This window comes from Corynebacterium sp. ES2794-CONJ1 (assembly GCF_025660615.1).
Taxonomy (GTDB): Bacteria; Actinomycetota; Actinomycetes; order Mycobacteriales; family Mycobacteriaceae; genus Corynebacterium.
In genome coordinates, this window is the sequence record NZ_JAOTIM010000005.1 from 111082 (window position 1) to 134045 (window position 22964).

A 22964-nucleotide genomic window follows, 5' to 3' on the forward strand; every position below is an offset into this window, starting at 1 on the left:
GTATGATCGCTCATCGCTACGAACTGGGCCCTGTGATTGGCACCGGCGGGATGTCCGAGGTGTACCAGGCCATGGATACTCTTCTGGGCCGCGAGGTGGCCATTAAGATTTTGCGCGCTGATTTAGCCCGCAATGAAAACTCCCGTGAACGTTTCCGCAAGGAGGCCCAAAATGCTGGCCGCCTGAATCACCCTGCAATCGTAGCCGTCTACGATACGGGCGAGATTATGCGTCATGATATTTCCACGCCCTATATCGTCATGGAGCTCGTAAACGGCCGAAACCTCAGAGATATCATCAAAGAAACGGGTCCGCTGAGCCCAGAGGAAGCCGCCACCACGTTGATTCCGGTGTGTGAGGCCCTTCAAGCTAGCCACGACGCAGGAATTATCCACCGAGATATCAAGCCTGCGAATGTGATGATCACGAATACCGGCGTGGTGAAGATCATGGATTTCGGTATCGCTCGTGCGCTTGATGATGTCAACGCGGATATGACGCAGACCTCTGCTGTGATCGGTACGGCCCAGTATTTATCCCCCGAGCAGGCGCGCGGTAAAGCGGTTGATGGGCGTGCGGATATTTATGCGTTGGGTTGCGTTCTTTATAATATTCTCACTGATCGTCCGCCCTTTGCTGGCGAGAATGCGCTTGAGGTGGCCGTCCAACACGTCCAAGACGAACCGCAACCGCCTAGCGATTTCATTCCGGATCTCACCCCCACGGAGGCTCTGAATGTGAATGCGGTGGTTCTCACCGCGATGGCGAAACACCCTGGGGATCGGTATCAAACTGCTGCGGAAATGGCTGCTGATCTCAAGCGCCTCGAAAGCAATGCGGTGACCATGGCGGCGCGCAATTATGTGGAACCAGCGTCCGCTGAGCACACCACGGTACAGCCAGTTGCATCGGTAGGTAAGCACCGTCACCCCAGTGAGGTCATCGCGGCTACACCCCCTCCACGTGGCGGTAACCTCGTGTGGAAAATCCTCATTGGTCTGCTGCTGATCCTTTCGCTGGGAATTGTTGGAACATTTACTTATACCTATCTCAGTGGGTCTACGAGCCCCATTGGGGGGCGCAGCAGTTTAAGCGAACTCCAAGATTATGCCCTGGTCCCTAGCGACCAAGCTATGGAAAGCTTGATCGCCCAAGGCTTTGAGGTCACCCTTTCTGAAGAAGCCAGCCCCACGGTAAAACAGGGCCTCGTCATTCGTAGCAATCCCGCTGCCGGTTCTGCTATTCAAAAAGGCACGACAGTGACCTTGATCGTCTCCTCTGGTAAGGAAGTCACTGAGGTTCCTGATCTCAAGAACAAGAAGACCGCTGAGGCAAATCGGATCTTGCAAAAAGCGGGCTTAGAGCTCGATTCCGTGGTGCGTGAAGATACCTCCGAGACCGTGCCCGAAGGCGAGATCATTGAACAATCACCTTCCGCTGGATCACGAGTTTCTAAGGGGTCGAAGGTTACTATCACAATTTCTACGGGTATTGAGCAACAACGTGTCCCCGTGGTTACGGGCATGAAGTGGGAGCAGGCTGAAGGCAACCTCACCTCTTTGGGCTTTGAACCGATAGTACAAGTTGTTGATGGCGTGGAACCTGATGGAACCGTGGTCTTTGTGGCTGGTGAAGGATCCAAGGTGGATTCAAATTCGCGTATCGAAATTCGGATTTCCAATGGGCAACTATTTACCATGCCCGATGTGACTGGTGGATCGGTTGCTAGTGCGAAACGCGCCTTGGAGGCCGCAGGATGGCGCGGTGGTGATGACCAGCTCGTGATCGCTCCCCCCGTCAAGACGACATCGCTTATCGACGGCGGACGCGTGGCAAACCAGCAGCAAGCTGCGGGAACTAAGATCCGCAAGGATTCCGTTATTACGCTTGCCCTGTGGGAGTTCGACATCGCCGCTATCGCCCCATAACATAGTGACCATTACTTGATAAGAACAGAGGTTTGACTTATGCCTAAGGCAAAGATTTCCCACAGTAGCATTCCGCTATCCTCCGGTGCGGGCGCTAGCCGCACCCCTGTGAAGATTAATTCCTCCGGTACGCCCATGTGGTACAAGGTCATTATGTTTGGCTGCATGCTCATTGGGCTCGCATGGTTGATTGTTAATTATCTCGCCGGCACCCATATTGATCTCATGGTTCAATTAGGGCCGTGGAATTACGGCATCGGCTTCGGCTTCTTCATCGTGGGCCTGCTGCTCACCATGGGCTGGCGATAGAACAGAAAAAGCTCCCCTTTGTTAACAAAGGGGAGCTTTTTCTTCAGCGTTTCTACAGCGCAATATATTTGGTGTTGAGGAATTCCTCGATACCATCGAGTCCGCCTTCACGCCCTAGGCCAGAGAGTTTCACTCCTCCAAAGGGCGCTGCTACATCAGAAATAGCACCGCGATTGATTCCCACCATCCCCGTGTTGAGGTGCGTGGAAAAATATCGGGCACCCTCTAGCGACTCAGTATAGGCATAGGCAGCTAGACCGTAATGGGTGTTATTGGCAGCTACCACGACCTCCTCGTTGGTGTCGAAGGATTGAATGCCGGCCACTGGTCCAAAGATTTCCTCGCGCGCAATCTTCATATCGTTATCCACCCCGCTGATAACCGTGGGTGGGTAGAAATAACCCGGGCTATCGGGGATATAACCACCGCTAATAATCTCAGCCCCGCATTCTAAGGCGTCCTGCACGAGTGCGTGGATCCGATCGCGCTGTGGGGCAGACACCATAGGCCCTAAGGTGGTCTGGGGATCTGTCCCTGGACCCATATGGTAGGCGTTCATTCGCTCGGTGAGGCGGGTGGTAAATTCTTCGATTCGTGAGCTGTGGATAAAGAACCTGTTGGCACAGATACACGCTTGGCCACCATTGCGCATTTTCGCTGCAATGGCGCCATCTATAGCTTTATCCATATCTGCATCTGCTGCGACGATAAACGGCGCATTGCCTCCTAATTCCAGGGAGAGCCGGATGAGCTGCGGTGCCGCCTGCTTCGCGAGGAGGGTTCCTACAGCGGTGGAACCGGTAAAACTCAATTTCTTCAGCCGGGGATCGGCCATCAATTCGAGGGATAGTTCCTTGGCCCTGGTGGTCGGGATGACGGAGAGGACTCCATCGGGGAGGATAGGACCGATAATCTCAGCGAGCTTGAGCATCGTAAGGGGTGTGAGATCAGCAGGTTTTAAGATCACAGGACACCCTGCGGCGAGTGCGGGGGCAAGCTTACGAGCGGCCATCGCGAAGGGGAAATTCCACGGCGTGATCGCCAGCACGGGGCCCACAGGCTCCTTAGTCACGAGAATATCGCCGTTGCCCCGCGGGGCTTGGAGGGTATAGCCACTCATGCGCTCCGCAGCCGCGTGAAACCACCGAAAATAGTCGAGTCCGTAGGCGATTTCAGCCTTGGCCTCTGTGAGGGTTTTGCCCATCTCCATTGTGATGAGCTGAGCGAGCTCCTCGGCTTGATCGCTTACTGCCTGATGAATTTTTTCCAGGATCTCACTACGGTCCCGCGGGGCACTGCTGCCCCAGCTGTGTGCTATCTCGGTGGCCTTATCTAAGGCCAGCATCCAGTGCTTGGAGGTGGCGTTGGCAACCTCGGCTATGGGTTCTTCGGTTGCCGGGTTGATAACAGTGAACGTATCAGTGGAATCATGCTGAGTGTGGCCAATGAAAATATTCTGAGACACAGTAATAAATCCTTTCGCATAGGTGGGTAGTGCCCAGTCTAGGGTTTTCCACAGAGATTGCCCACATAGTTATCCACAGGCTGTGGATAAAGGTGTGTACAACCACAGCCGAGTTGTTATTCACAGGCTGTTGATAACTTTCTGCACTTTCCCAAACAGGCACATAGTTTCGAATGCAGCATCCTCTAGCTGGTATTTTCGATCAATAATTAGCTTCTGGGCCAAATAATCACATTCATGTGATTATCAACAGTGTTGATAACTTCTGTGGATAACTCACATGGTGCATAAGATGTGGACAACTTTTTCTAGATACCCGAGGCGTAGATAATAACCGCTCCAGCAATCAGACCCGTTGCCCCAATAACAATCCAGTCAGTCGTCCTCTTTGGCTTGAGCACTAAGGGCAAAAGGGCCACGCCGGCTAGTGCCCCGCCCATATGCCCCATCAGGCTGATGCCAGGAATGAGGAAGCTGAAACCAAAATTGACCAGTAATAACGTCAAGGGAGCACGTAAATCAAGGCGTCGGGAAGCGTTCAGGCCTACGAGGAGTACCATCAGCGCATAAACGAAACCGGAAGCCCCGGCCACGGCCGAGTAAGGGTCGAAGAGGGCCACGCACGCTGCGGAGCTCAACGCCGCCGCGATAAAGACGCCTAGGTATTTTCTCGGTCCCACAGCGCGCTCAATTTCGCGGCCCATCAGAACCACTAGCACCAGATTGAGGGCTAAGTGCGAGATGCTGGTGTGCATCAGCGAGGCAGTAATCCCGCTGAAAAGGTTAGGTTTCGGCCCGTAGAAAACGAGGTGATCTGCGAGGGATGAAAATTTTAGATTATTGGTAACGGACAGTGACTCTACGGCCGTGAGAACCCACAACACAATCATCAGAGCCACCAGAGCAGCGCTCACGGGCGCCTGACGGTAATAATTTTTTACTATATTCACCATATTCATAAGAAAAAGGCAGGGGCGATAGTGCCCCTGCCAGAAATATTCAAGCCCTTCTTAGTTAAGCCTTGATTTCCACAGACTCGATAACCACGGCGTCGGTTGGGCGATCAGAACGATCGGTTGGGGTGGTGGCAATTGCCTTGACCACTTCTTGGGAAGCTGGGTCGGTAACCTCACCAAAGATGGTGTGGTGGTTATTCAAATGCGGGGTCGGAGCGACCGTAATGAAGAACTGCGAACCATTGGTGCCGGGGCCTGCATTGGCCATAGCCAAGAGGAATGGGCGATCGAAACGGAGTTCTGGGTGGAATTCATCAGCAAAGGTATAGCCTGGGCCACCTCGTCCGGTGCCGGTAGGGTCACCACCTTGGATCATGAATCCATCGATGACGCGGTGGAATACCGAGCCGTCATAAAATGGGCCCTCAGCAGTACCAGCAGCATTATTCGTGGTATAGGCGGCGGTACCGTTAGCGAGGGTGGTGAAATTCTCGACGGTCTTAGGTGCGTGGTTACCGAAGAGTTCTACCTCGATATCACCACGGTTGGTATGCAGAATTGCCGTTGCAGTCTTTAAACTCATACAGCCTATATTAAGCACGAAACGATACTTATCGCTAGGCTTGAAAGGTAATAGTACTACCAGTTCTCTAGGAGCGAACATGAATCTCATGGCACTGAAAGGTGGCTATACGGTGTTAAAACGTGCGTATAAGGCTTATTCGAATTACGCGGAAAAGAAGGCCGAGGATGCATACGACAATCTTGTCGATGTGGCCAATAACGTCAAACACGATGTAGAAGCCAAAAAAGACCAAGCTGAGCAGCGTTTTTCCACGTTGAGCGAAAAGGCTCGCAGTCGTTTTGAGGAACTGCGCGACGAATACGATGGCGACGAGTTCAAGCGCGCCGCCCACAAGCGTGCAGAGCAGGCCAAGCGCCACGCACGTGCCAAGGCCGAAGAGATCAAAGGTGTGGAAAAACAACCGAAGAAGAAGTGCAAGAAATTCCGCGCTTTCTCTTGGTTCACCATTATCACTGGCGCACTCGTCGCTGCTTATTATTACTTCCTGAAGGAAGATACTTCTAAGCGCCCGCCTCGCACCGATGACTATGAGGGTGAAACCACCGCGCAGGCCTATACGCGCAAAGCACAGAACCTCGCGGAGACAGCCGTGGAAAAGGGCAAAGCTCTTATTGGGGATCTCTCCTCCCGTGCAGATGGTGCCGTAGAGACGAGCAAGGAGCAATTCGCTAAAGCTTCCGAAATTGTTGCTGAGGCTCGCGAGAAGGTTGAATTCGAAGCTGAACTCGCAAAGGAAACCGCTGCTGAGCGTTTCGACGATCTCACATCCGATCTTAGCTCCAAGGCCGATGAGGCTCGCGAGAAGGCCCAAGAGGTAGCTGATTTGGTCAAAGACAAGGCCGAAGAAGTAGTTGATAAGGCCAAGACCGTTGTGGGCGAAGCCGAGGACAAAGCTGAGGACCTCAAGGATGAGGCTAAGGACGAGGCTGGGGAAGCCAAAGACGACGCTGAAGCCCTCAAGGACGAAGCGAAGGATAAGGCTGAAGACGTCAAAGATGAGGCCGAGAGCAAGGTTGACGAGGCTAAGGACAAGGCTGAAGATCTCAAAGACGAAGCCGAAGATAAGGTCGAAGAAGCCAAGGACGATGCCGAAGACCTTAAGGATGAAGCGCAAGATAAAGCCGAAGACGTCAAAAAAGACGTTGAGGATAAAGCTGAGAAGACTACCGATGTAACAGACGAGGCCGTACTCGAGGCGCTTGAGGATCAACTCAACTCAATGCCTCAAGACCCCGATGTCGCTGAAACTCAGGTACGCAAGCGCGGCAAGAAGAAATAACTTTTAAGTAAATACGAACTGGCCAGAGAATATCCTCTGGCCAGTTTTTTATCTGCCTTCTAATTCGTGGCTGAGTGCTTCGAGTTCACTACCACCTGACATATACCGTGTTAATTCCGCGACGCTGGTATCAGATCGAGCTGAATCTAGGATCTGCCGGCCCAGATTTAAAATGGTGAAATGATCCCCCACTAAATACGCGTGGTGCGGATTATGGGTAACAAAGACCACCCCGATCCCACGGGAGCGGGCAGCGGCAATGAACTTCAGTACCATTCCAGATTGCTTAACTCCCAGCGCAGCAGTGGGTTCGTCGAGAATAAGGACGCGAGCACCGAAATAAATGGCGCGCGCAATGGCGACCACTTGGCGCTGCCCGCCAGACAGGGAACTAATGGGCGTGTCCACAGAGGGCAAATCGACGCCCATCTCATTTAATTGTTGATGTGCAATATGTGCCATCTCGGCGCGTTTGAGAATTCCCCAGCGATTGCTCAGTTCTTGGCCAAGGAAGAAATTGCGCCAAACACTCATCTGTCCGACCACCGCCAAATCTTGGTACACCGTTGCAATGCCATGATCCAAGGCAGCGCGCGGATTGGTGAAGGTGGTCTCGACGCCATCGACCACCATGGTGCCGGTATCTGGCTGGTGTATCCCCGCGAGAATCTTGATGAGGGTTGATTTTCCCGCCCCATTATCCCCAAGGACGCAGGTGACCTCACCCTCCTTAATGGTGAAAGAGATATTATCGAGGGCTGCAAAAGAGCCGTAGTTTTTTGAAATAGCATTCAGTTCAATCACGTGCGCACCTATCGTCTTTCTTGCATGGTAGCGAAAGAACTATTGGCCATCACTGCAAAAAGGAGGGTGGCACCGAGGAAGAATTTGAACCAATCTGGGTTCCAGCCAGCATAAACAATGCCTTGATTAGTCATGCCAAAGATCAGGGCACCGAAAGCTGTACCGATCGCGGTACCGCGGCCGCCTGTAAGCGCACAGCCTCCAATGACAGCTGCAATGATATAAAGAAACTCATTGCCGATGCCTTGTCCTGCTTGGATGGAATCGAAGGCAAATAGAGTGTGCATACCCACAAACCACGCGGCAAAGGCCACCATCATAAAGAGTAGAATTTTCACGCGGCGCACTGGAACTCCAACGGCGCGCGCAGCATCCTGATTACCGCCCACCGCAAAAATCCAGTTACCAAAGGTTGTTCGAAATAGAACGAAGCTGGCAATAGCGACGAAGAATAACCACCAGAATATAGTGACCTTGAAGCTGATCCCGAAGAGATCGATGCTGCCAGCGAATATCGCGTGGGCGAGGGGAAAACCTTCCATATCTGCAATAGATGGAGTGGCTACCTGACCGGTGATGAGTTTAGTCAGCGCTAGGTTCAATCCCTGCAAGATCAAAAAAGCAGCCAAAGTAATCAAGAAACTTGCGATACCAGTGCGGGTCACCAAATATCCATTGAGTGCACCGATGGCTAGCGCAATCACTAGAGATAGGCCGGCTCCTACCCACACATTGAGATTGAGATTATAACTGAGCATCGCTGCAGCCAAGGCCGCTGTGGTAACGGCAACGCCAGAGGAGAGATCAAATTCATCCCCGATCATGAGCAAACCGACGGCTAGGGCCACAATACCCAGGGTGGAACTGGCATAGAGTACCGTGGCCAGCGCATCGAAGCTACGGAAAGGTGGGGCGAGAATGAGAAAGAGGATGGCCACCAGGGCCACACCAATGAGGCTTGCCACTTCGGGTCGGCGGCTTAAAGAGGACAGTAAAGGGATCTTATTCACGAGGTTCACTATTATCTAAAGCCACCTGAGGCGGCATCGGAGATCTGGTCAATATTGTCAGGTGTGATGAAGCTGGGCCCTGTTAATACTGGGCGCTCGCCACCCATAACGGACCCGTTACGGTGGGCAAGCCATAGGGAATCGATAGCAAGATAGCCCTGGAGATAGGGTTGTTGATCGACTGCGAAGGCGATCTGATCATTGTTGATCGCCGTCATCAGCTGGGCATTGGTATCGAAGGTAGCGATTTTAGCCGCGGATTGGGTTTCCTTCACCGCCTCCACGGCGCGCAGAGCCACGGGCGCCTGCAGGCTCATAATCCACTCGATATTCTTATCCTGAGCTAGCTTCGTTCCCAAGGTCGCCTGCACATTCGTGAGGTCTTGGCCATTAACGTAAAGCAAGTCCACCTCCTTACCCAATCCTTCTGCTACGCCCTGACAGCGAGATTCCTGGGAGGAATTACCTTGTTCATGAATAACGCAGAGAACATGCTCGGCACCCGTGGCAGCAAGGCGCTCACCTGCCTTGAGTCCGGCAAGTTTTTCCTCTTGGCCGAAAAAGCTACTGATATTGAATTCTTGATAGCGATTCATCCCGGCATTGAGAGCAACTGTGGGAATTCCTGCGGCGCTTGCACGAGCTGCTACCGGGCCAAGTGCATCGGCATTGGGCATGGTGAGAGCGAGTCCGTCGACGTCAGAATCGATGGCTGCCTGAATCAGATTGGCTTGGTTTGGAGCTTGAGGATCGCTGGAATAACGGAGCTCGATATTGCCCTTGCGAGCTGCATCTTCAGCCCCCTTGCGCACGAGGTCCCAGAAGGTATCTCCGGGGGCGCCGTGGGTCACCATCGCTACCACAAGGCGAGGGGTATCAGCGTGACCGTTCGCTGCGTCTAGGCGTTGCTTTTCTTGCAAGCCTCCCGTGGCTGAGCACCCGGTTAAGAGGGTGATCGTTGCCACGAAACTAGCAACGAGGCTTATTTTCCTTGTTAAGTACACCTCTGCCATGGTGCCTGAAGATGTGAGTACGGTCAATTAGGCTGACCTGCAACTTTACCGATTAAGTAGTGTTAAGCTGGGTGTTAAGAAAGAAAGATCTCTTACGAGGTCGGCGAGATTCAACCAAGCTATAGGATCTTGTGTCATTTCTTTGCATAGATCGGCCTACAAATTCCAGTATTTTAGTGATACGCACGAAGATGCTCATGGTTCTGCCAACTAGCGTGTGGGGCGCTGCTCTATGAATCTCGCAGTGCTCACTCTGTGATCTTTGCTGGCACAACGATCAAGGCAATAGAAAAGCACCTCGCTTTGATAGCTAGGTACTGGTAAATCTATGACGTTGAAAGAAGACGAGTCGAGTATTGTCGTAAGTAACCTTTATATTCGCGCGGCGATGCTCGCACAGCTCACGCTTGAAGGATTGGGCCTGTTGTGACGCATGGATCTGGCACAGCTTAGCCCGAGCAGACTCTCTGGCACATCTTAACGAGGCTGAATTAATAATCACTTAAGCATCAGCACAATAATCTTCTCTAAAGGTGCCACCCAAAAGAGGTTCTGTCTTCACCAGCTCACCTGAACAGTCTGTAGTCAGACATTCACTAAACCAAGCACTCATCCTCGATGAGTGATCAGAACGGTCCCGTCATCGTAAAAAATGATGTACTCGACCACAATCACTCAGGCATCATCGAGTAAACCCCTGACACACCATGTTGCTTGGTTCTCCACCTCCCAGGGATTGGGCAATACACTCCTAGACATCCTCAATTTTAACTGTGGCGTCCCTAGCTTCTTCTTCATGATCTGGTGGGAAACTTGCTATCCCTTCGTATGAACGGTCATATTTTTCCACGCAAAAGTGCTGGTGTCTCCTTGGAAAGCAGATTGTTGATGGTGCGAGTCGGTTTCTATACCAGCTCTGTGTGTAAACCCGACTGTGCTGTCATTCAGGCGCCTCGAACCGAGAGCACCCGAGAGTACAAACCGAGAGCACTAGGAGCCCACCTATAGTGCCAGTACTTCAGCCATGACGGGAATGGGGAGTTGGGTTGCGATCGGATCATAAGGATTCACGCCTTGTTGCTCAGCCTGGAGCGAGAGGAGTAATGAGTATCGGACTGATAAATCTCGGCGATCCTTGCGTCTATTGTTCTATCACCGGATCGAGTTTCGCTCCAGCCTAAACTCGGCGTCCGGCTCGGCCGATACCATTTGTTGTCATGGTGCCTCACTTACCCAGTGATGATAAGGAAGCTAACACCGTTGACTGCCCACATCTTCCGACTCTTGAACGAGGAACTTAGGTGAAATTAGGGGTGAAATAAAAGACCGTAACAACGGTTGAAAGGAAATGATATGACGACGATGGAGTCAGCAACCCATTCGCTAATCACTGCTGAGATCTTTTAAAAAGGATTGCGCGGTCCAGTTTCATGGCAGGTCGAGGAATAGGATTTAAAGAAAAGTTAGTGAATGTAGATCACTAAGAAAAATATGGTATTGCCTAAACCGCTTGCTCTCGTTTTTACGATTTTGGTCATTCTCGCTATCCCGTTACCTTTCGCACTGTATCTGGGTGGCTTCGAGTGGATGAGCAGCGGAAGTCAAGCAGGTTCGAAGGAATTTGTCGTGTCTTATGTTTTCGGACTTTTGGTGCTTCTCGGCAGCCTCGCAGCCGCTGTCTATAGAGGCCGTCGCAATCAGGAGAAGTAGCGGATTATTGCCCACCGAAAGAATATTAAGCACCTAGAATTGGTTGCCAAGATCGAAGCTGACACCGACAGCATGGGAAAAAGCGGCGAATCAAGCAAGCGCATAACTTGCCGTGCGTGATTCGCCGTTTACCGCAAAGGCTAACCTAGTACGCTGACCTGTCCAAAGTACTAAGAAATCGCAAGCGCCGCCGCTTTAAACCGAGATAGTGGGCACGAAACCAGTCTCCTCCTCCATTTCACAGAGCGAGCAAACAGCGAAAGCCTATAGACACAAAGGAAAACGCTCCCCTAGGAATGAAAAAAGATGCTGGCTTGGATTAAATCCAAACCAGCATCCAGTTTGTGGAGCATAGGAGAATCGAACTCCTGACCTTCTGCTTGCAAAGCAGATGCTCTACCAATTGAGCTAATGCCCCAAATTCCTTGGTGGGCCTAGCAAGAATCGAACTTGCGACCTCATCGTTATCAGCGATGCGCTCTAACCGACTGAGCTATAGGCCCTTAAAAAGGAACGAAACCCAACTTTACAGCAGATTCTATTAACGGACAAAACCAGTGCTCATTACAGGTATCTTAAGCGCTCTTAAGCATTACGACTCATCAGGTGGCTCAGAGCACCACCGGCCACCTGCAGAGACTGTGGATCGCCTTGTTCGATAATTTCCCCCTGGTCCATCACAGCAACGAGGTCTACCGAATCAACGGAATCAAGATCATGAGCGATCTCAATGATGGTTGCATCGGGGCGATACCGCCGTAAATTTTCGCGTACTTGCTGCACTAAACTGGGATTAAGGTGCGCGGTGAATTCATCGAGAACCAGCACCCGACCGCCCCGCAGCAATGCTTGAGCTAGAGAAAGGCGCTGCCTTTGGCCACCTGAGAGCGCGAGCCCACCTTGGCCAACCTCTTGGTCGAGGGAAATCTCCCCACTCAAGCAGGCGATAGACATTACTTCCTTAAGCTCCGTATCTAAAGCTTGCGGGTGGGCAAGCCGTAAATTATCGGCAACTGTTCCAGACAGTACTTTGATGTCTTGGGTGACAAAGTTAATAGCAGCCCGAATGTCATCGACGTGATAGTCGCGCAGATCGTGGCCATCTACCAAAACCGTACCGTGGGACGGGTCCCAGTAGCGCAGTAGAAGTTTTGCGATGGTAGATTTCCCCGACCCGGTGCTTCCGACCACCATCGACCAGCTCCCCGGTGCGATGGCAAGGTTAATTGACCGCACGGCTCCTACTCTGCTGCCAGCGTAGCTAAAGGATATATCGCGCCATTCCACGCCGATCCCTGGGCCCTTGGCAGCAAGGTGGCGTGGGCCGTTGTCGTGGGCTAATCCGGCGTGGGAGAGGCTATAGACCCGGCGCGCCGCCGCGAGTGATTGCGAGAGGTAGTTACCCAGATCAGAAACCTCGTTGACCATATCCCAACAGCGCAGAACCGCAAAGACTATGGCCACGCTCAGCGCCATATTATCGGTTGGGATCAGTAGCAGGAGAAAAACGACCATACGCGCAGCAGCTACAAGCCCTGCATGAGCACCCACGACGGCGCCGCGCCGATCGATCTTTTCCGCAAGGGGTTTCTCCAACTCAGTGAGACTTTCATGGCGACGCTTCCTCGCACCGTAGCCTACTACTTCGGCGACACCGCCTACAGAATCGGCTATATGCTGAGCGATGATTCCACGTTCCGCGGTTACCTTCACCGCATGACGATAGGCTCGAGTATCAGCGGCGATCAGCCCCACACAAAGGAAAATTGCGGCGGTGGCTAGTCCATGCCACGGGGATATGAAGGTGATGGCAATCAGCACCACAGTAGGCACAGTGAGAGCGGAAATAATTGGAGCTGTGGTGTGGGCGAAAAAGACTTCAATTTGGCCGATATCCCTCGTCAACCGGTTGAGCATATCCCCGGTCCCTACTGCTTCCTTGCCCGTACGCGCGGTAATAGCGGGGGCTTGGGGATAGATATCACGGAATACCCGGATGCGAATGAGCTCGAGGGCCTTGAAGGCCACAAGGTGACCAAAGTAGTGCTCGAGGTACCTCAAGAAGGCTTTGGCTAGAGCACTTATGATCAGGATGCTCATGACAGTTTTGATTGTCATCGTGCCGCCTACGATCGCATAGGCCGGGACTACAAAGATGACGATCCCGAGGATCTGATTGAGTATGCGGCAGATGGTTGACCACCCCAGTGGGGCCAGGACTGGCCGAGTGATGGAAATTAGCCACGATACTAGTTGTTTATAGGTGGGCTCGTTCATGCTTGTTCCTTCACGTCTTCGTGGAGTTGGCCGTTATCGATATGAATTACTCGATCCATATGTTCCAGGGAGCTCGAGCGGTGCGTGACCATAATGAGGGTGATATCTGGTCCTAGTTCATTAATGGCCTCGAGGATCTCGCGTTCGGAGCGCAGATCCACATGGGAGGTCGGTTCGTCGAAAAGCATGACGCTACGCCCGGAAATAATAGCCCTCGCTAGGGCGATGCGCTGGGCCTGGCCGCCGGAGAGTCCGAGTCCCTGCTCGCCGAGTTCGGTATCGATACCGTGAGGCATGGCCTTGATCTCGGTATCAATATGAGCGCTTTGAAGAGCGGCCCATAATTGCTCATCAGTGGCATCGGGGCGTGCGAAACGGAGGTTATCAGCAATGGTGCCGCTAAAGAGCCACGTGGTTTGATTGACACTCGCGGAGGCATTGCGAAGTGTATCCCCACTGAGCCCGTTAATCGTGATATCTCCAGAATCTGGGATGAGATCGCCTTTGAGGAGGGAGAGCAGAGTTGATTTTCCTTCACCTGATCGGCCCATAATAGCTACACGTTCACCAGGCGCGATTTCAAGATTGATACCTTCAAATAGTGGTTGATCGAAGTGGAAGTGCAGATCGCGCACACATACCGCGGCGGTAGTGGCCGAATCGGCGGCAGCGGCGGTGGGAGTATTATTCGGCTGGGCTCCTGCAGGCCGCGAGGGTTGTGCGGGGCGGGCACGCAGGAAACCGAAGATGCCGCGTTGGCTGCCAAGGCCACTCATACCGATATAGAAGAAGGCGCCAACTTGATCCATGGGCTCTAGTAGGAGAATGCTCAGCGCCAATAATGTGATGCCCTGACCAGCGCTGAGCTGACCTGTGAGGGTGCCGTGGAGAGCAAACCACGCGGCTGTCGCCACCAACAGCAGGCTAAAGGAGGCGTCCATGGCAAAGAGGATGAGCTGATTACTCTTAAGCAGGCGCATGACCGCACGGCGATTCTTCTCCCCTGCTGCATCGAGTTCATCAGCCTTGCGTTGAGCTGCACCGAGTAATTGTAGGGTACTTAAGGATTGCAGGGATTCCATATAGGCCGCGGCCAATTGTTTCCGGGAATCTTGAGTGCCAGAGGATACTCGTGACACTATCTTGCGGAAAGCCCCTAAAAGTAGTGGCACCATCGGCAACATCAGCACTAAGATCATCGCTGCTTTCAGCGATACAGACACCCCTATGGTGGCTATGACGATCACGGGTGCGGTGAGGGATGCAATAATTTGGGAAATAAAACCGATACGGAAGGCCATCATTTTCTCGCTCGACTCGGTGGCCAAGGATACAACTGCACCCGTACTGGTTGATGCCGAGCGAGCTGGGCCGGCATCAAAAACGGCATCGAGAAGGCGGTGGCGAATGAGGGCCTCTTCGTGGATCTGACCGCGCGCGATAAGTAGACCGCGGAGCCAGAGGCTCAGCACCACGATAGTTGGGCCGAGGAAGAGCGTGGGTGAGGGCGGATAGCCGTCGATAAGAGCGCCGGCACTCACTATTGTCAGGCACATGCCGATGACCGCGATCCAGTAGCTGATCACGCCGAGGCCAATGGAGGTCTTCGCCTGAGGGCTAAGCTTATACGGGGCTGGCGGTTTCTTAGCTTTGCTTTGCCTTAGCTTCATAGGCTCATGGTAGCGAAGAGTGAGATTGTCCGCCCAACTCTCAGCCGTGATATTCATCCTTAGATTAACCCCGACGAATATCACTCTTATCCCATTTCACCCTGGAAATGCGCCCCTGCCGTATCGGTCATAGGGGTAACAAGCACACGCTAGTGTGAGCAATCTCCCGCTTATCGACGCCACATCTTAGGTCGCCCCTTAACCCCTAATTCAACCTCAACCATCAGCTGTTGAGGGCGAACCTTCGGCGTCCGATTCTTTGACTAAGCTTTTTAACAATTGCGATCGACTGGTGCACTGTGAATACAAAAACGGGGTATATCACGGCGCCATGGGCCCGTGATATACCCCGCTTCTAAAGATAAGGTGAGAAATGAACTGTCTTAAGCAGTCGTCTCAGCCATAACCTTCTGTGGCTCCTTTAGTCCCAGCCTCTTCTTAATACCTGTAACCATGAGACTGATTGCCCCATCACCGGTGACGTTGCAGGCGGTACCGAAGGAATCCTGCAAAGCGAAGATAGACAACATAAGTGCCACACCGGTCTCATCGAAACCAAGGATCGCAGTAATCAAACCGATAGAAGCCACCACGGTTCCGCCTGGCACACCTGGGGCGGCGATAGCGAAGATGCCCAGGAGGAAACCGAAGAGGACGAGGTTAGATACTGAGGGAAGGGATCCGTAGAGAATCTGCGATACCACCATCACAAAGAAGGTCTCAGTGAGCACCGAACCGCACAAATGGGTATTAGCGCACAGCGGGATGCAGAAATTCCGTACCTCTGGGTCAAGAGTCTTAGACTTAGAGGCCGATTTCAGGGCCACAGAGAGCGTTGCTGCTGAACTCATTGTGCCCACGGCCGTCATATACGCCGGACCATAATGACGCAACACTTCCCATGGGTTGGTGCCGGAGAATAATCCGCCCAAAGCATAAAGCAGAGCCAACCAGAGATAGTGGCCAACAATAACGATAGCGAGCACCTTAATGAATACCGGAAGTTCGTGGATAATCGCCCCTTCGTAGGCCAAGGTGGCAAAGGTGGCACCGATATAGAAAGGCAAGAAGCGAATGACCACTTGGTTCACAATGGCCAATACAATTTTATTGAACTCCTCAAAAAGCTCACCAAAACGCTTCGATTGGGTCCACAAGATGGCCAAGCCCATCAAAACGGCGGTCACCAGCGCTGTCATCACTGGCATGACGGGTGCGATGCTGAGTGCAAACAGCTTCTCTGGTAAGGCGGTGGATTCCGGCGCTTTGCTGCCAATATCGAGATAAGGGATGAGTACATGCCCGGCCGCAATGGAGAACATCGACGCACCTACCGAGGAGAGGTAGCAGATTGTCAGTGTAATCCCGAGGATCTTGCCCGCATGTGCTTTAAGGCGGATAATTGCTGGTGTAATAAATCCTAAGATAATAAAGGGAACCGCATAAAGGATCAGATCTCCAAGAACTGATCGCAGGGCGTCTATGACAGCTATGACTGGCTCATTAGCTAGCGAACCCACAATCAGGCCGAGAATTAAACCGATCAAAAGTTTCATAGGGAAACTGCGCATAATGGTCATATTTTCAGCTTTCTTCAATTTTTTATTCTGTGCCTATGGCTTCTGTGCCATCATTCATGGCGCCTCATAAGCTACCACAGTCTTTTCTTGCCACCTATAAGCATTTTCTTTTAGTGAGTGAACTTCGAGAGATGACACAATCGATTTTTATATTTGATTTGCTCCCCCGCATGAAATTCCGCGCACTACACCGCAACCTCTTTCGGTTTAAAGGATCCTAATGAGAAAGTGCTGCTTATGGGGTTTTTTCATCCTGGGAGTTGAATATAACTTGCCGCGTCGCCGCTATTTTTACCCCCGAGGGGGCACGAGCTCATGATTTCGTTCAGTAATTCTTCACTCCTTTAAAACCGCGCCCTCAGACCTCGCAGATCCGTGTGTTGGGGTGGCTTTCACCGGAATGTAGATAGTCCTTTGAGGACGGATTCGCCCATTAGGATGCAGGGCCCTAATGCCTTCTAAAGAAATTATGGCGCGAGAGCCCATATTGCAGCGCTCGATGTTGCTAAAGCAACGAGCATCTCACTGTGGAATAGCACCACCCTGTGGTTTTGGTGTCTGGGTGTTTTTACCACTGCCTATCGCTTACAGGCACGGAGCACTCGGGGCTCCTTCATGTATACCTTCAATAAAGCCGAAGCAACGTCCACCGAAAGCGACCGTGTACTACGCACAGCACTGCTGACCTCAGGTGTAGTGATGGTGAGTGCGTAATTCCAGGGTCCACAGATTATTCTTGCTGCTTATATCCCACACGTCCCTGATTCAGCAACGGATCTATGCCGGGTTGGTGTCATGAGATATCCCATCCCGTATTCTCAAGGTCCAAGGCTGCACCCCTGGAGCCTGTTGGAGTCTGGGGTGTTGACCAAGCACCACGATTTTAAATATCACGAATATCACCCACACTGATGGATTCCGCACCATTGAGGACAGCGTCTGCCTCGTACCCTAAACCCTCGAAGCGATCGTAATACTCGGATAGCTTTTCTGTAACTCTCCTCTTCCGCTCGGCATATGTAAGCCCCTCAGGGTCGGGTTTGAACCTCGATACCCTCGGTAATAACTCAGCAATATCCGTTCCCGTGTCTTTAAATGAACCATCGGCAAAGCATCTGATAATGAATTCTCTCGTGGATATAGGCTGCAGTTTCTCTTCTTCCACGATGCCTTGTAATTCCGCTCCCCGGTGGTAACGGATAAACTCAACCCACTCCTCTTCCACGTCTGAGTTAGGAGAAATCGAATCAACGAAAGCTTCGATGAGGTCACGCTTGCTTCGCAGCGTTGGGCTGGCGCTCAGGGAGCGGGAAATTTCAGCTCGAATATCCTTATCTTGGCCATCACCGTGCTGCTCGCGGTATTTCTCTACCAGCAGCAAGATATAGTCAACATTAATTTCTACCTGCTTGATCAATTCAATTTCGAAGACGAGGTCATCATTGATCACTTCCTTGTCTGCGTCCTGCTCCCCACGAACATGAGCGTAGATATCCAGGTAAATACTGCGATAATTTTGCTCTTGGCGCGGCGTGAGAATCTCTTGACCAGTGAACTCATCAAAAGAGGAGAGAATATTCTGCAACCTCAAAATGGCCCCAAATAAGGCAATAAATTCCTTTTGCCGAGATTCCCCGATTATTCGCTCACCCTCAGGAAAGGCCTGTAGGAGTTCTGAAGTTTTATTGGCGTACTCAGCGTAGTAATCCCTAAAAGGCTTCAAGATCACTACTCCGTGGGCGTCTTTGTTACCAAATAGCTCCAGTGCCTTATTGGTCTCTTCCTCCAAATCGCGGAAGCACACAATATTGCCGTAGGTTTTTACCGAGTTAAGAATCCGATTGGTCCGAGAATAGGCCTGGATCAGGCCGTGTGCCTTGAGGTTCTTATCCACAAATAAGGTGTTGAGGGTGGTGGCATCAAAACCGGTGAGGAACATATTGACCACAATGACTAGATCTAGTTCCCGGTTTTTTAACCGTTGGGATAGATCCTTGTAGTAGTTCTGGAATTTATCCGCCGAGGTGTCATAGGACGTATTAAACATATCGTTATAGTCATTGATCACATCCTCAAGGAAATCCCGCGAAGAGTTGTCCAGGTTTTCTGGCTCAAAGGACTCATCTTCAATAATCCCATCGGCGGTGGCCTCATTGGCACCATAGCTAAAGATCATTCCGATTTTTAGCCGCTCATCGGGTGTAAGGCCGTCCTGTTGGGCCTGGAATTCATTGTAATAGCGCTTAGCCGCATCGATAGAGGCGGTAGCAAAGAGCGCATTGAAGCCTCTCACATGCCGTCTATCGTTCTTGGCAATATGCGCCCGCCTGTTGCGGGTTGACTCCACCACATTTGATACCACGGTGTGCTCATAGCTTTGCCACCGCTTAGTTTTTTGCGGAAAGTGCTCCAAGGTATAAGCAACAATTTCAGAAATTCGCTGGGGGGCCAAGAGTGCTCGTTCCGTATCTACAGCGCTGACGTCCTTATCGCGAACGTCGCCCACCTTGATAGTGTCGATATAGTCAATGCGGAAGGGGAGAACATTCCTATCCGTGATTGCGTCAACGATGGTGTACGTATGCAGTTTATCGCCAAAAGCCTGCTGCGTAGTCTTGAGATACGGATTACCACCTGAAGAGGAATTCACCGCAAAGATAGGGGTGCCGGTGAACCCAAAAAGATTGTACTTCTTAAAGGATTTCGTGATCTCGGTATGCATCTCACCGAATTGGGAACGGTGACACTCATCGAAAATCATCACCACATGCTTAGCGAAAACCGGATGCTTCTTATTGGCTTTAACAAACGTAGACAGTTTTTGGATCGTGGTAATGATAATCCGCGAATCACTGTCTTCGAGCTGGCGCTTTAACACCGCAGTAGACGTATTAGAATCAGCCGCCCCTTTTTGAAAGCGCTCATATTCCCGCATAGTCTGGTAATCCAGATCTTTGCGATCAACCACGAAAAGAACCTTATCCACGCTCTCCATTTGCGAGGCTAGGATAGACGCCTTGAATGAGGTCAAGGTCTTCCCTGATCCCGTGGTGTGCCATATATATCCACCAGCATCAAGAGTCCCCAGAGTTTTGTAGTTAGTAGAGATCTGGATCTTGCTCAGGATCCGTTCCGTAGCCACAATCTGATACGGGCGCATAACCAGCAAAAGATCATCAACGGTAAGCACGCAATAGCGCGTAAGAATATTAAGCAGAGTGTGCTTGGCAAAAAATGTTCGGGCAAAATCTGTTAACTCTTGGATAGGCTTGTTATTTCCATCAGCCCACCACGAGGTGAATTCATAGCTGTTGGACGTCTTCCTCGACGACTTTTTAGCGGTAGTCTCAATATGGTGCACACGAGTAGTATTTGAATAGTATTTTGTTAACGTTCCGTTGGAAATAACAAAAAGCTGCACATATTCAAAAAGCCCAGATCCCGACCAAAAGCTTTCTCGCTGATAACGCTGAATCTGGTTGAACGCCTCCCGAATATCAACCCCTCGACGCTTAAGCTCTATATGCACCATCGGAAAACCATTGACTAAGACCGTGACATCATAGCGATTCAGGCGCTTCTCCCCTAAAGGCTCCCCCTGGTTACTACGAGAGCTCCCCACGGTTTCATACTGGTTGATCACCTGAAGGCTATTGTTGTGGATATTAGCTTTATCGATCAGGCGAATATTCTTCACTCGCCCATCGTCTAATTCCATTAATTGCACGTGATCTTGCTGGATACGCTTGGTCTTTTCCTTAATGCCGTCGTTTTTACTAGCGATGACTCCATCGAAGAAGCGCTTCCACTCAGAATCACTAAATTCAGTCTTGTTGAGCTTTTCTAGCTGCCTGCGCAGATTAGCTACCAGTTCTTCCTCGGACCGTGGCTGGAAATACTCATAGGCTTGTGACTGTAGAATCCGAATGAACTCGTTTTCCAACTGCGCTTCGGACTGATACTCCACCACCGAAGATTCTGGGGCCTCATATTCCGCGACAACGGTCGAATCAGCTGATACCACCAGAGGTTCAAATGCCTTCACAGCACCCACACCCATCACACCTTTAGTTCCTTGAAGGTCAGTAATTGGTCCCGGTAATACTCGTACTGTTGCCGACGAGCGATAAGCTCTGCTTCCAGCTCTGCTTCCAGCTCGGTGAAGGAGTCCAAAATATCAACAATCTCACGCTGAATCTCCAAAGGAGGGATAGGAATGTTCAACTGAGAGTACTTGGAAATCCACTGGCGCGAGTGATCTGTGACAGGGTAACCAATAGTCTGCATAGTATGGAACAAATATCGAATGTCCAAGATTTCCGAGTCAACTGAAAGAATCTTCAAGGCAGATGATTTAACCTTAAAAGGAAAATCTACCCACTTAAAGCTAGTAGTGAAGTCATCAAATATGATCACCGGATCTTCTGGGCTTGACATTTTAATACCGTGTTTCTCATTGGTCTTACCCAGAATGAAAGCTTTTCCAGCTGTCAAAACCGGAGTTTCGTAAAAATCGCGATACTCTTTGGAGTTCACTAGATACCGAGTTGGCTGCTCATATTTCACAACTTGGTTAATAGGAACTACAGGCACCCCATTAGGGCAGTGCTGCTGGATCAGTCGCTCAATCCTATTCATTATTTACCACCATCGAGATCCGCAACAATCGCATCAATCTTGGTGCGCAAAGCCTGTTGACGTTCAACAATCCCAGCTATACGCTGGTTCAGCTCAGCAATATCAACAACCTCCCTGGTATCCTCTGGCTCAACATAACTCGATACCGAAAGGTTATAGTCATTACCCGCAATCTCCTCGTGCGAGGCCAGCTTCGCAAGATACTCCACGTCCTTACGATCATTAAATAACTCGAGGATATGGGCGATATTCTCATCCAGGAGCTTATTCTTCTTTCCTACCTTCTTAAACTCCTTAGAGGCATCAATAAACAACACATCGGTGTCTTTCTTGGACTTCTTCAGCACCATAATGCATGTTGCAATGGTTGTCGTGAAAAAGAGATTGGCAGGCAACTGAATGATGGCCTCGACATAGTTATTGTCAAGAAGATATTTGCGGATTTTTTGCTCCGCTCCGCCGCGGTAGAGCACCCCGGGGAATGACACGATGGCCGCAGTGCCATTTTCCGCCAACCAGCTCAAGATATGCATTGTGAACGCTAAATCAGCTTTTGAGTTCGGCGGCAGGACACCTGCCGGGGAAAAACGCTCATCATTGATCAACAATGGGTTGTCTTTGCCGTCCCACTTAATTGAGTAGGGCGGGTTGGAGACGATTGCTTCGAAAGGTTGATCATCCCAGTGCTGCGGATTAATCAACGTATCACCAAGACTTAAGTTGAAGCGCTCGTAGTTGATTCCGTGGAGAAACATATTAATCCGCGCGAGGTTATAGGTAGTGAGGTTGATTTCTTGCCCATAGAAACCCCCGACTTTACCTTTTCCTAGGATTTTCTCGAATTTCAACAGCAAAGAGCCCGAACCCACGGCGGGATCATATACCCGGCTCAGGTGCGTTTTATCCCCGATAGAGATACGTGCGAGTAGTTCTGATACTTCCTGTGGGGTGAAGAATTCCCCACCTGATTTCCCAGCCGAGGAGGCATACATCGTCATGAGATACTCATAAGCATCACCGAAGACATCAATAGTGTTGTCATCAAAGTTTCCGAGGGGTAGGTCCCCAATAGCATTGAGAAGTTTAACGAGTTTCTCATTGCGTTCTTGAACGGTATTACCAAGCTTAGGTGAGTTAACGTTGAGATCGTCGAAGAGACCTTTGATATCGTCTTCACTCGCAGTACCGACTGCTGAGCCTTCGATGCTGCGGAAGATATGATCTAAAGTCTCATTGAGGTTCTCATCATTTTTCGCGCGCGTACGTACGTTAGAAAATAGATGTGAGGGGAGAATGAAATAGCCTTTTTCTTTAACTGTTTCTTCCCTGACTATTTCGGCTTCGGTATCGGTGAGATCCGCGTAGTTAAAGTCATCATCCTCGTTGCTGTTGAGGTGGTTGGTGATGTTTTCGGAAATGAAGCGATAGAACAGCATACCGAGGACGTAGCTTTTGAAGTCCCAGCCGTCTACGCTGCCACGTAGCTCGTTGGCTATTTTCCAGATGGTTTTGTGTAATTCAGCACGCTGAGACTCTTTAGTCATCGGTAATCCTTATGGTCTTTCACCGCCCTCACAGCAAGGGCTCATTCGGAATAAATCTACGTAGGACTCTAGCAAGAATAATCTTGTTAAAAGTGCCAACGCCACGACTATAAGACTAGGAATAGACAAAGCGCGCTAATCAGAGAACGCTTGTTCGAAAGAAGTTCTCCTATCCAGGCTAAAAAGGACTCATAG

Annotated in this window: 16 protein-coding genes and 2 tRNA genes; 4 read left to right on the forward strand and 14 right to left on the reverse strand. The window is 51.0% G+C overall.

Annotated elements, in window-relative coordinates; genetic code table 11:
• Positions 1-2: 2 nt before the first annotated feature.
• Both pknB and crgA read left to right on the forward strand, forming a co-directional pair.
• On the forward strand, positions 3-1928 hold the full coding sequence (gene pknB, locus N7326_RS07560; RefSeq protein ID WP_396124769.1) for a Stk1 family PASTA domain-containing Ser/Thr kinase: 1926 nt from the start codon (positions 3-5) through the stop codon (positions 1926-1928).
• Between the two features lie 39 nt (positions 1929-1967).
• Complete coding sequence (gene crgA, locus N7326_RS07565) at positions 1968-2237, forward strand: cell division protein CrgA (RefSeq protein WP_263088365.1); 270 nt, start codon at positions 1968-1970, stop codon at positions 2235-2237.
• A 52-nt stretch (positions 2238-2289) separates the two neighbouring features.
• Here crgA and N7326_RS07570 read toward each other — a convergent pair whose 3' ends face one another.
• The 3 genes from N7326_RS07570 to N7326_RS07580 all read right to left on the reverse strand — a co-directional run bounded on the left by N7326_RS07570 (position 2290) and on the right by N7326_RS07580 (position 5241).
• Positions 2290-3708, reverse strand: coding sequence for an NAD-dependent succinate-semialdehyde dehydrogenase (locus N7326_RS07570; RefSeq protein ID WP_411512296.1), 1419 nt, complete (start codon positions 3706-3708; stop codon positions 2290-2292).
• A 302-nt stretch (positions 3709-4010) separates the two neighbouring features.
• Positions 4011-4655 carry a rhomboid family intramembrane serine protease gene (locus tag N7326_RS07575; protein ID WP_259289553.1) on the reverse strand — a complete coding sequence of 215 codons (645 nt, stop codon included), beginning with the start codon at positions 4653-4655 and terminating at the stop codon, positions 4011-4013.
• Between the two features lie 61 nt (positions 4656-4716).
• Complete coding sequence (locus tag N7326_RS07580; protein ID WP_259079344.1) at positions 4717-5241, reverse strand: peptidylprolyl isomerase; 525 nt, start codon at positions 5239-5241, stop codon at positions 4717-4719.
• Between the two features lie 79 nt (positions 5242-5320).
• Between N7326_RS07580 and N7326_RS07585 the strand changes: the two genes are divergently transcribed.
• Positions 5321-6523 (forward strand): hypothetical protein, encoded by a 1203-nt coding sequence (locus N7326_RS07585; RefSeq protein WP_263088367.1) that lies wholly within the window; start codon positions 5321-5323, stop codon positions 6521-6523.
• A 48-nt stretch (positions 6524-6571) separates the two neighbouring features.
• Here N7326_RS07585 and N7326_RS07590 read toward each other — a convergent pair whose 3' ends face one another.
• Genes N7326_RS07590 through N7326_RS07600 form a run of 3 tightly spaced genes read right to left on the reverse strand, consistent with a single transcriptional unit; the run spans position 6572 to position 9350 of the window.
• Positions 6572-7327, reverse strand: coding sequence for an ATP-binding cassette domain-containing protein (locus N7326_RS07590; protein WP_259158577.1), 756 nt, complete (start codon positions 7325-7327; stop codon positions 6572-6574).
• Between the two features lie 8 nt (positions 7328-7335).
• The gene (locus tag N7326_RS07595) at positions 7336-8337 is read right to left on the reverse strand and encodes an ABC transporter permease (protein ID WP_263088368.1); all 1002 of its coding nucleotides are present in this window, start codon (positions 8335-8337) and stop codon (positions 7336-7338) included.
• Between the two features lie 11 nt (positions 8338-8348).
• Positions 8349-9350 (reverse strand): substrate-binding domain-containing protein, encoded by a 1002-nt coding sequence (locus N7326_RS07600; protein ID WP_263088412.1) that lies wholly within the window; start codon positions 9348-9350, stop codon positions 8349-8351.
• 1491 nt (positions 9351-10841) lie between these two features.
• Between N7326_RS07600 and N7326_RS07605 the strand changes: the two genes are divergently transcribed.
• Complete coding sequence (locus N7326_RS07605; RefSeq protein ID WP_263088369.1) at positions 10842-11060, forward strand: hypothetical protein; 219 nt, start codon at positions 10842-10844, stop codon at positions 11058-11060.
• 345 nt (positions 11061-11405) lie between these two features.
• Here N7326_RS07605 and N7326_RS07610 read toward each other — a convergent pair.
• The 8 genes from N7326_RS07610 to N7326_RS07645 all read right to left on the reverse strand — a co-directional run bounded on the left by N7326_RS07610 (position 11406) and on the right by N7326_RS07645 (position 22769).
• A tRNA-Ala gene (locus tag N7326_RS07610) sits at positions 11406-11478 on the reverse strand.
• A gap of 8 nt (positions 11479-11486) precedes the next feature.
• Positions 11487-11563 (reverse strand) — tRNA-Ile (locus tag N7326_RS07615).
• 82 nt (positions 11564-11645) lie between these two features.
• A complete protein-coding gene (locus tag N7326_RS07620; protein ID WP_263088370.1) occupies positions 11646-13337 on the reverse strand; it encodes an amino acid ABC transporter ATP-binding/permease protein in 1692 nt (563 codons plus the stop codon).
• Entirely contained in the window at positions 13334-15007 is a 1674-nt protein-coding gene (locus N7326_RS07625) for an ABC transporter ATP-binding protein/permease (protein ID WP_263088371.1), read from the reverse strand. Before N7326_RS07625 ends, N7326_RS07620 begins: the two co-directional genes overlap by 4 nt.
• Positions 15008-15390: 383 nt before the next feature.
• Positions 15391-16605, reverse strand: a complete 1215-nt coding sequence (locus N7326_RS07630) for a dicarboxylate/amino acid:cation symporter (RefSeq protein ID WP_259079371.1) — start codon at positions 16603-16605, stop codon at positions 15391-15393.
• A gap of 865 nt (positions 16606-17470) precedes the next feature.
• Complete coding sequence (locus N7326_RS07635) at positions 17471-20647, reverse strand: type I restriction endonuclease subunit R (RefSeq protein ID WP_263088413.1); 3177 nt, start codon at positions 20645-20647, stop codon at positions 17471-17473.
• Complete coding sequence (locus N7326_RS07640; protein WP_263088372.1) at positions 20647-21225, reverse strand: restriction endonuclease subunit S; 579 nt, start codon at positions 21223-21225, stop codon at positions 20647-20649. The genes N7326_RS07635 and N7326_RS07640 overlap by 1 nt, the downstream gene beginning before the upstream one ends.
• Positions 21225-22769 carry a type I restriction-modification system subunit M gene (locus N7326_RS07645; RefSeq protein ID WP_263088373.1) on the reverse strand — a complete coding sequence of 515 codons (1545 nt, stop codon included), beginning with the start codon at positions 22767-22769 and terminating at the stop codon, positions 21225-21227. The genes N7326_RS07640 and N7326_RS07645 overlap by 1 nt, the downstream gene beginning before the upstream one ends.
• Positions 22770-22964: the final 195 nt, after the last annotated feature.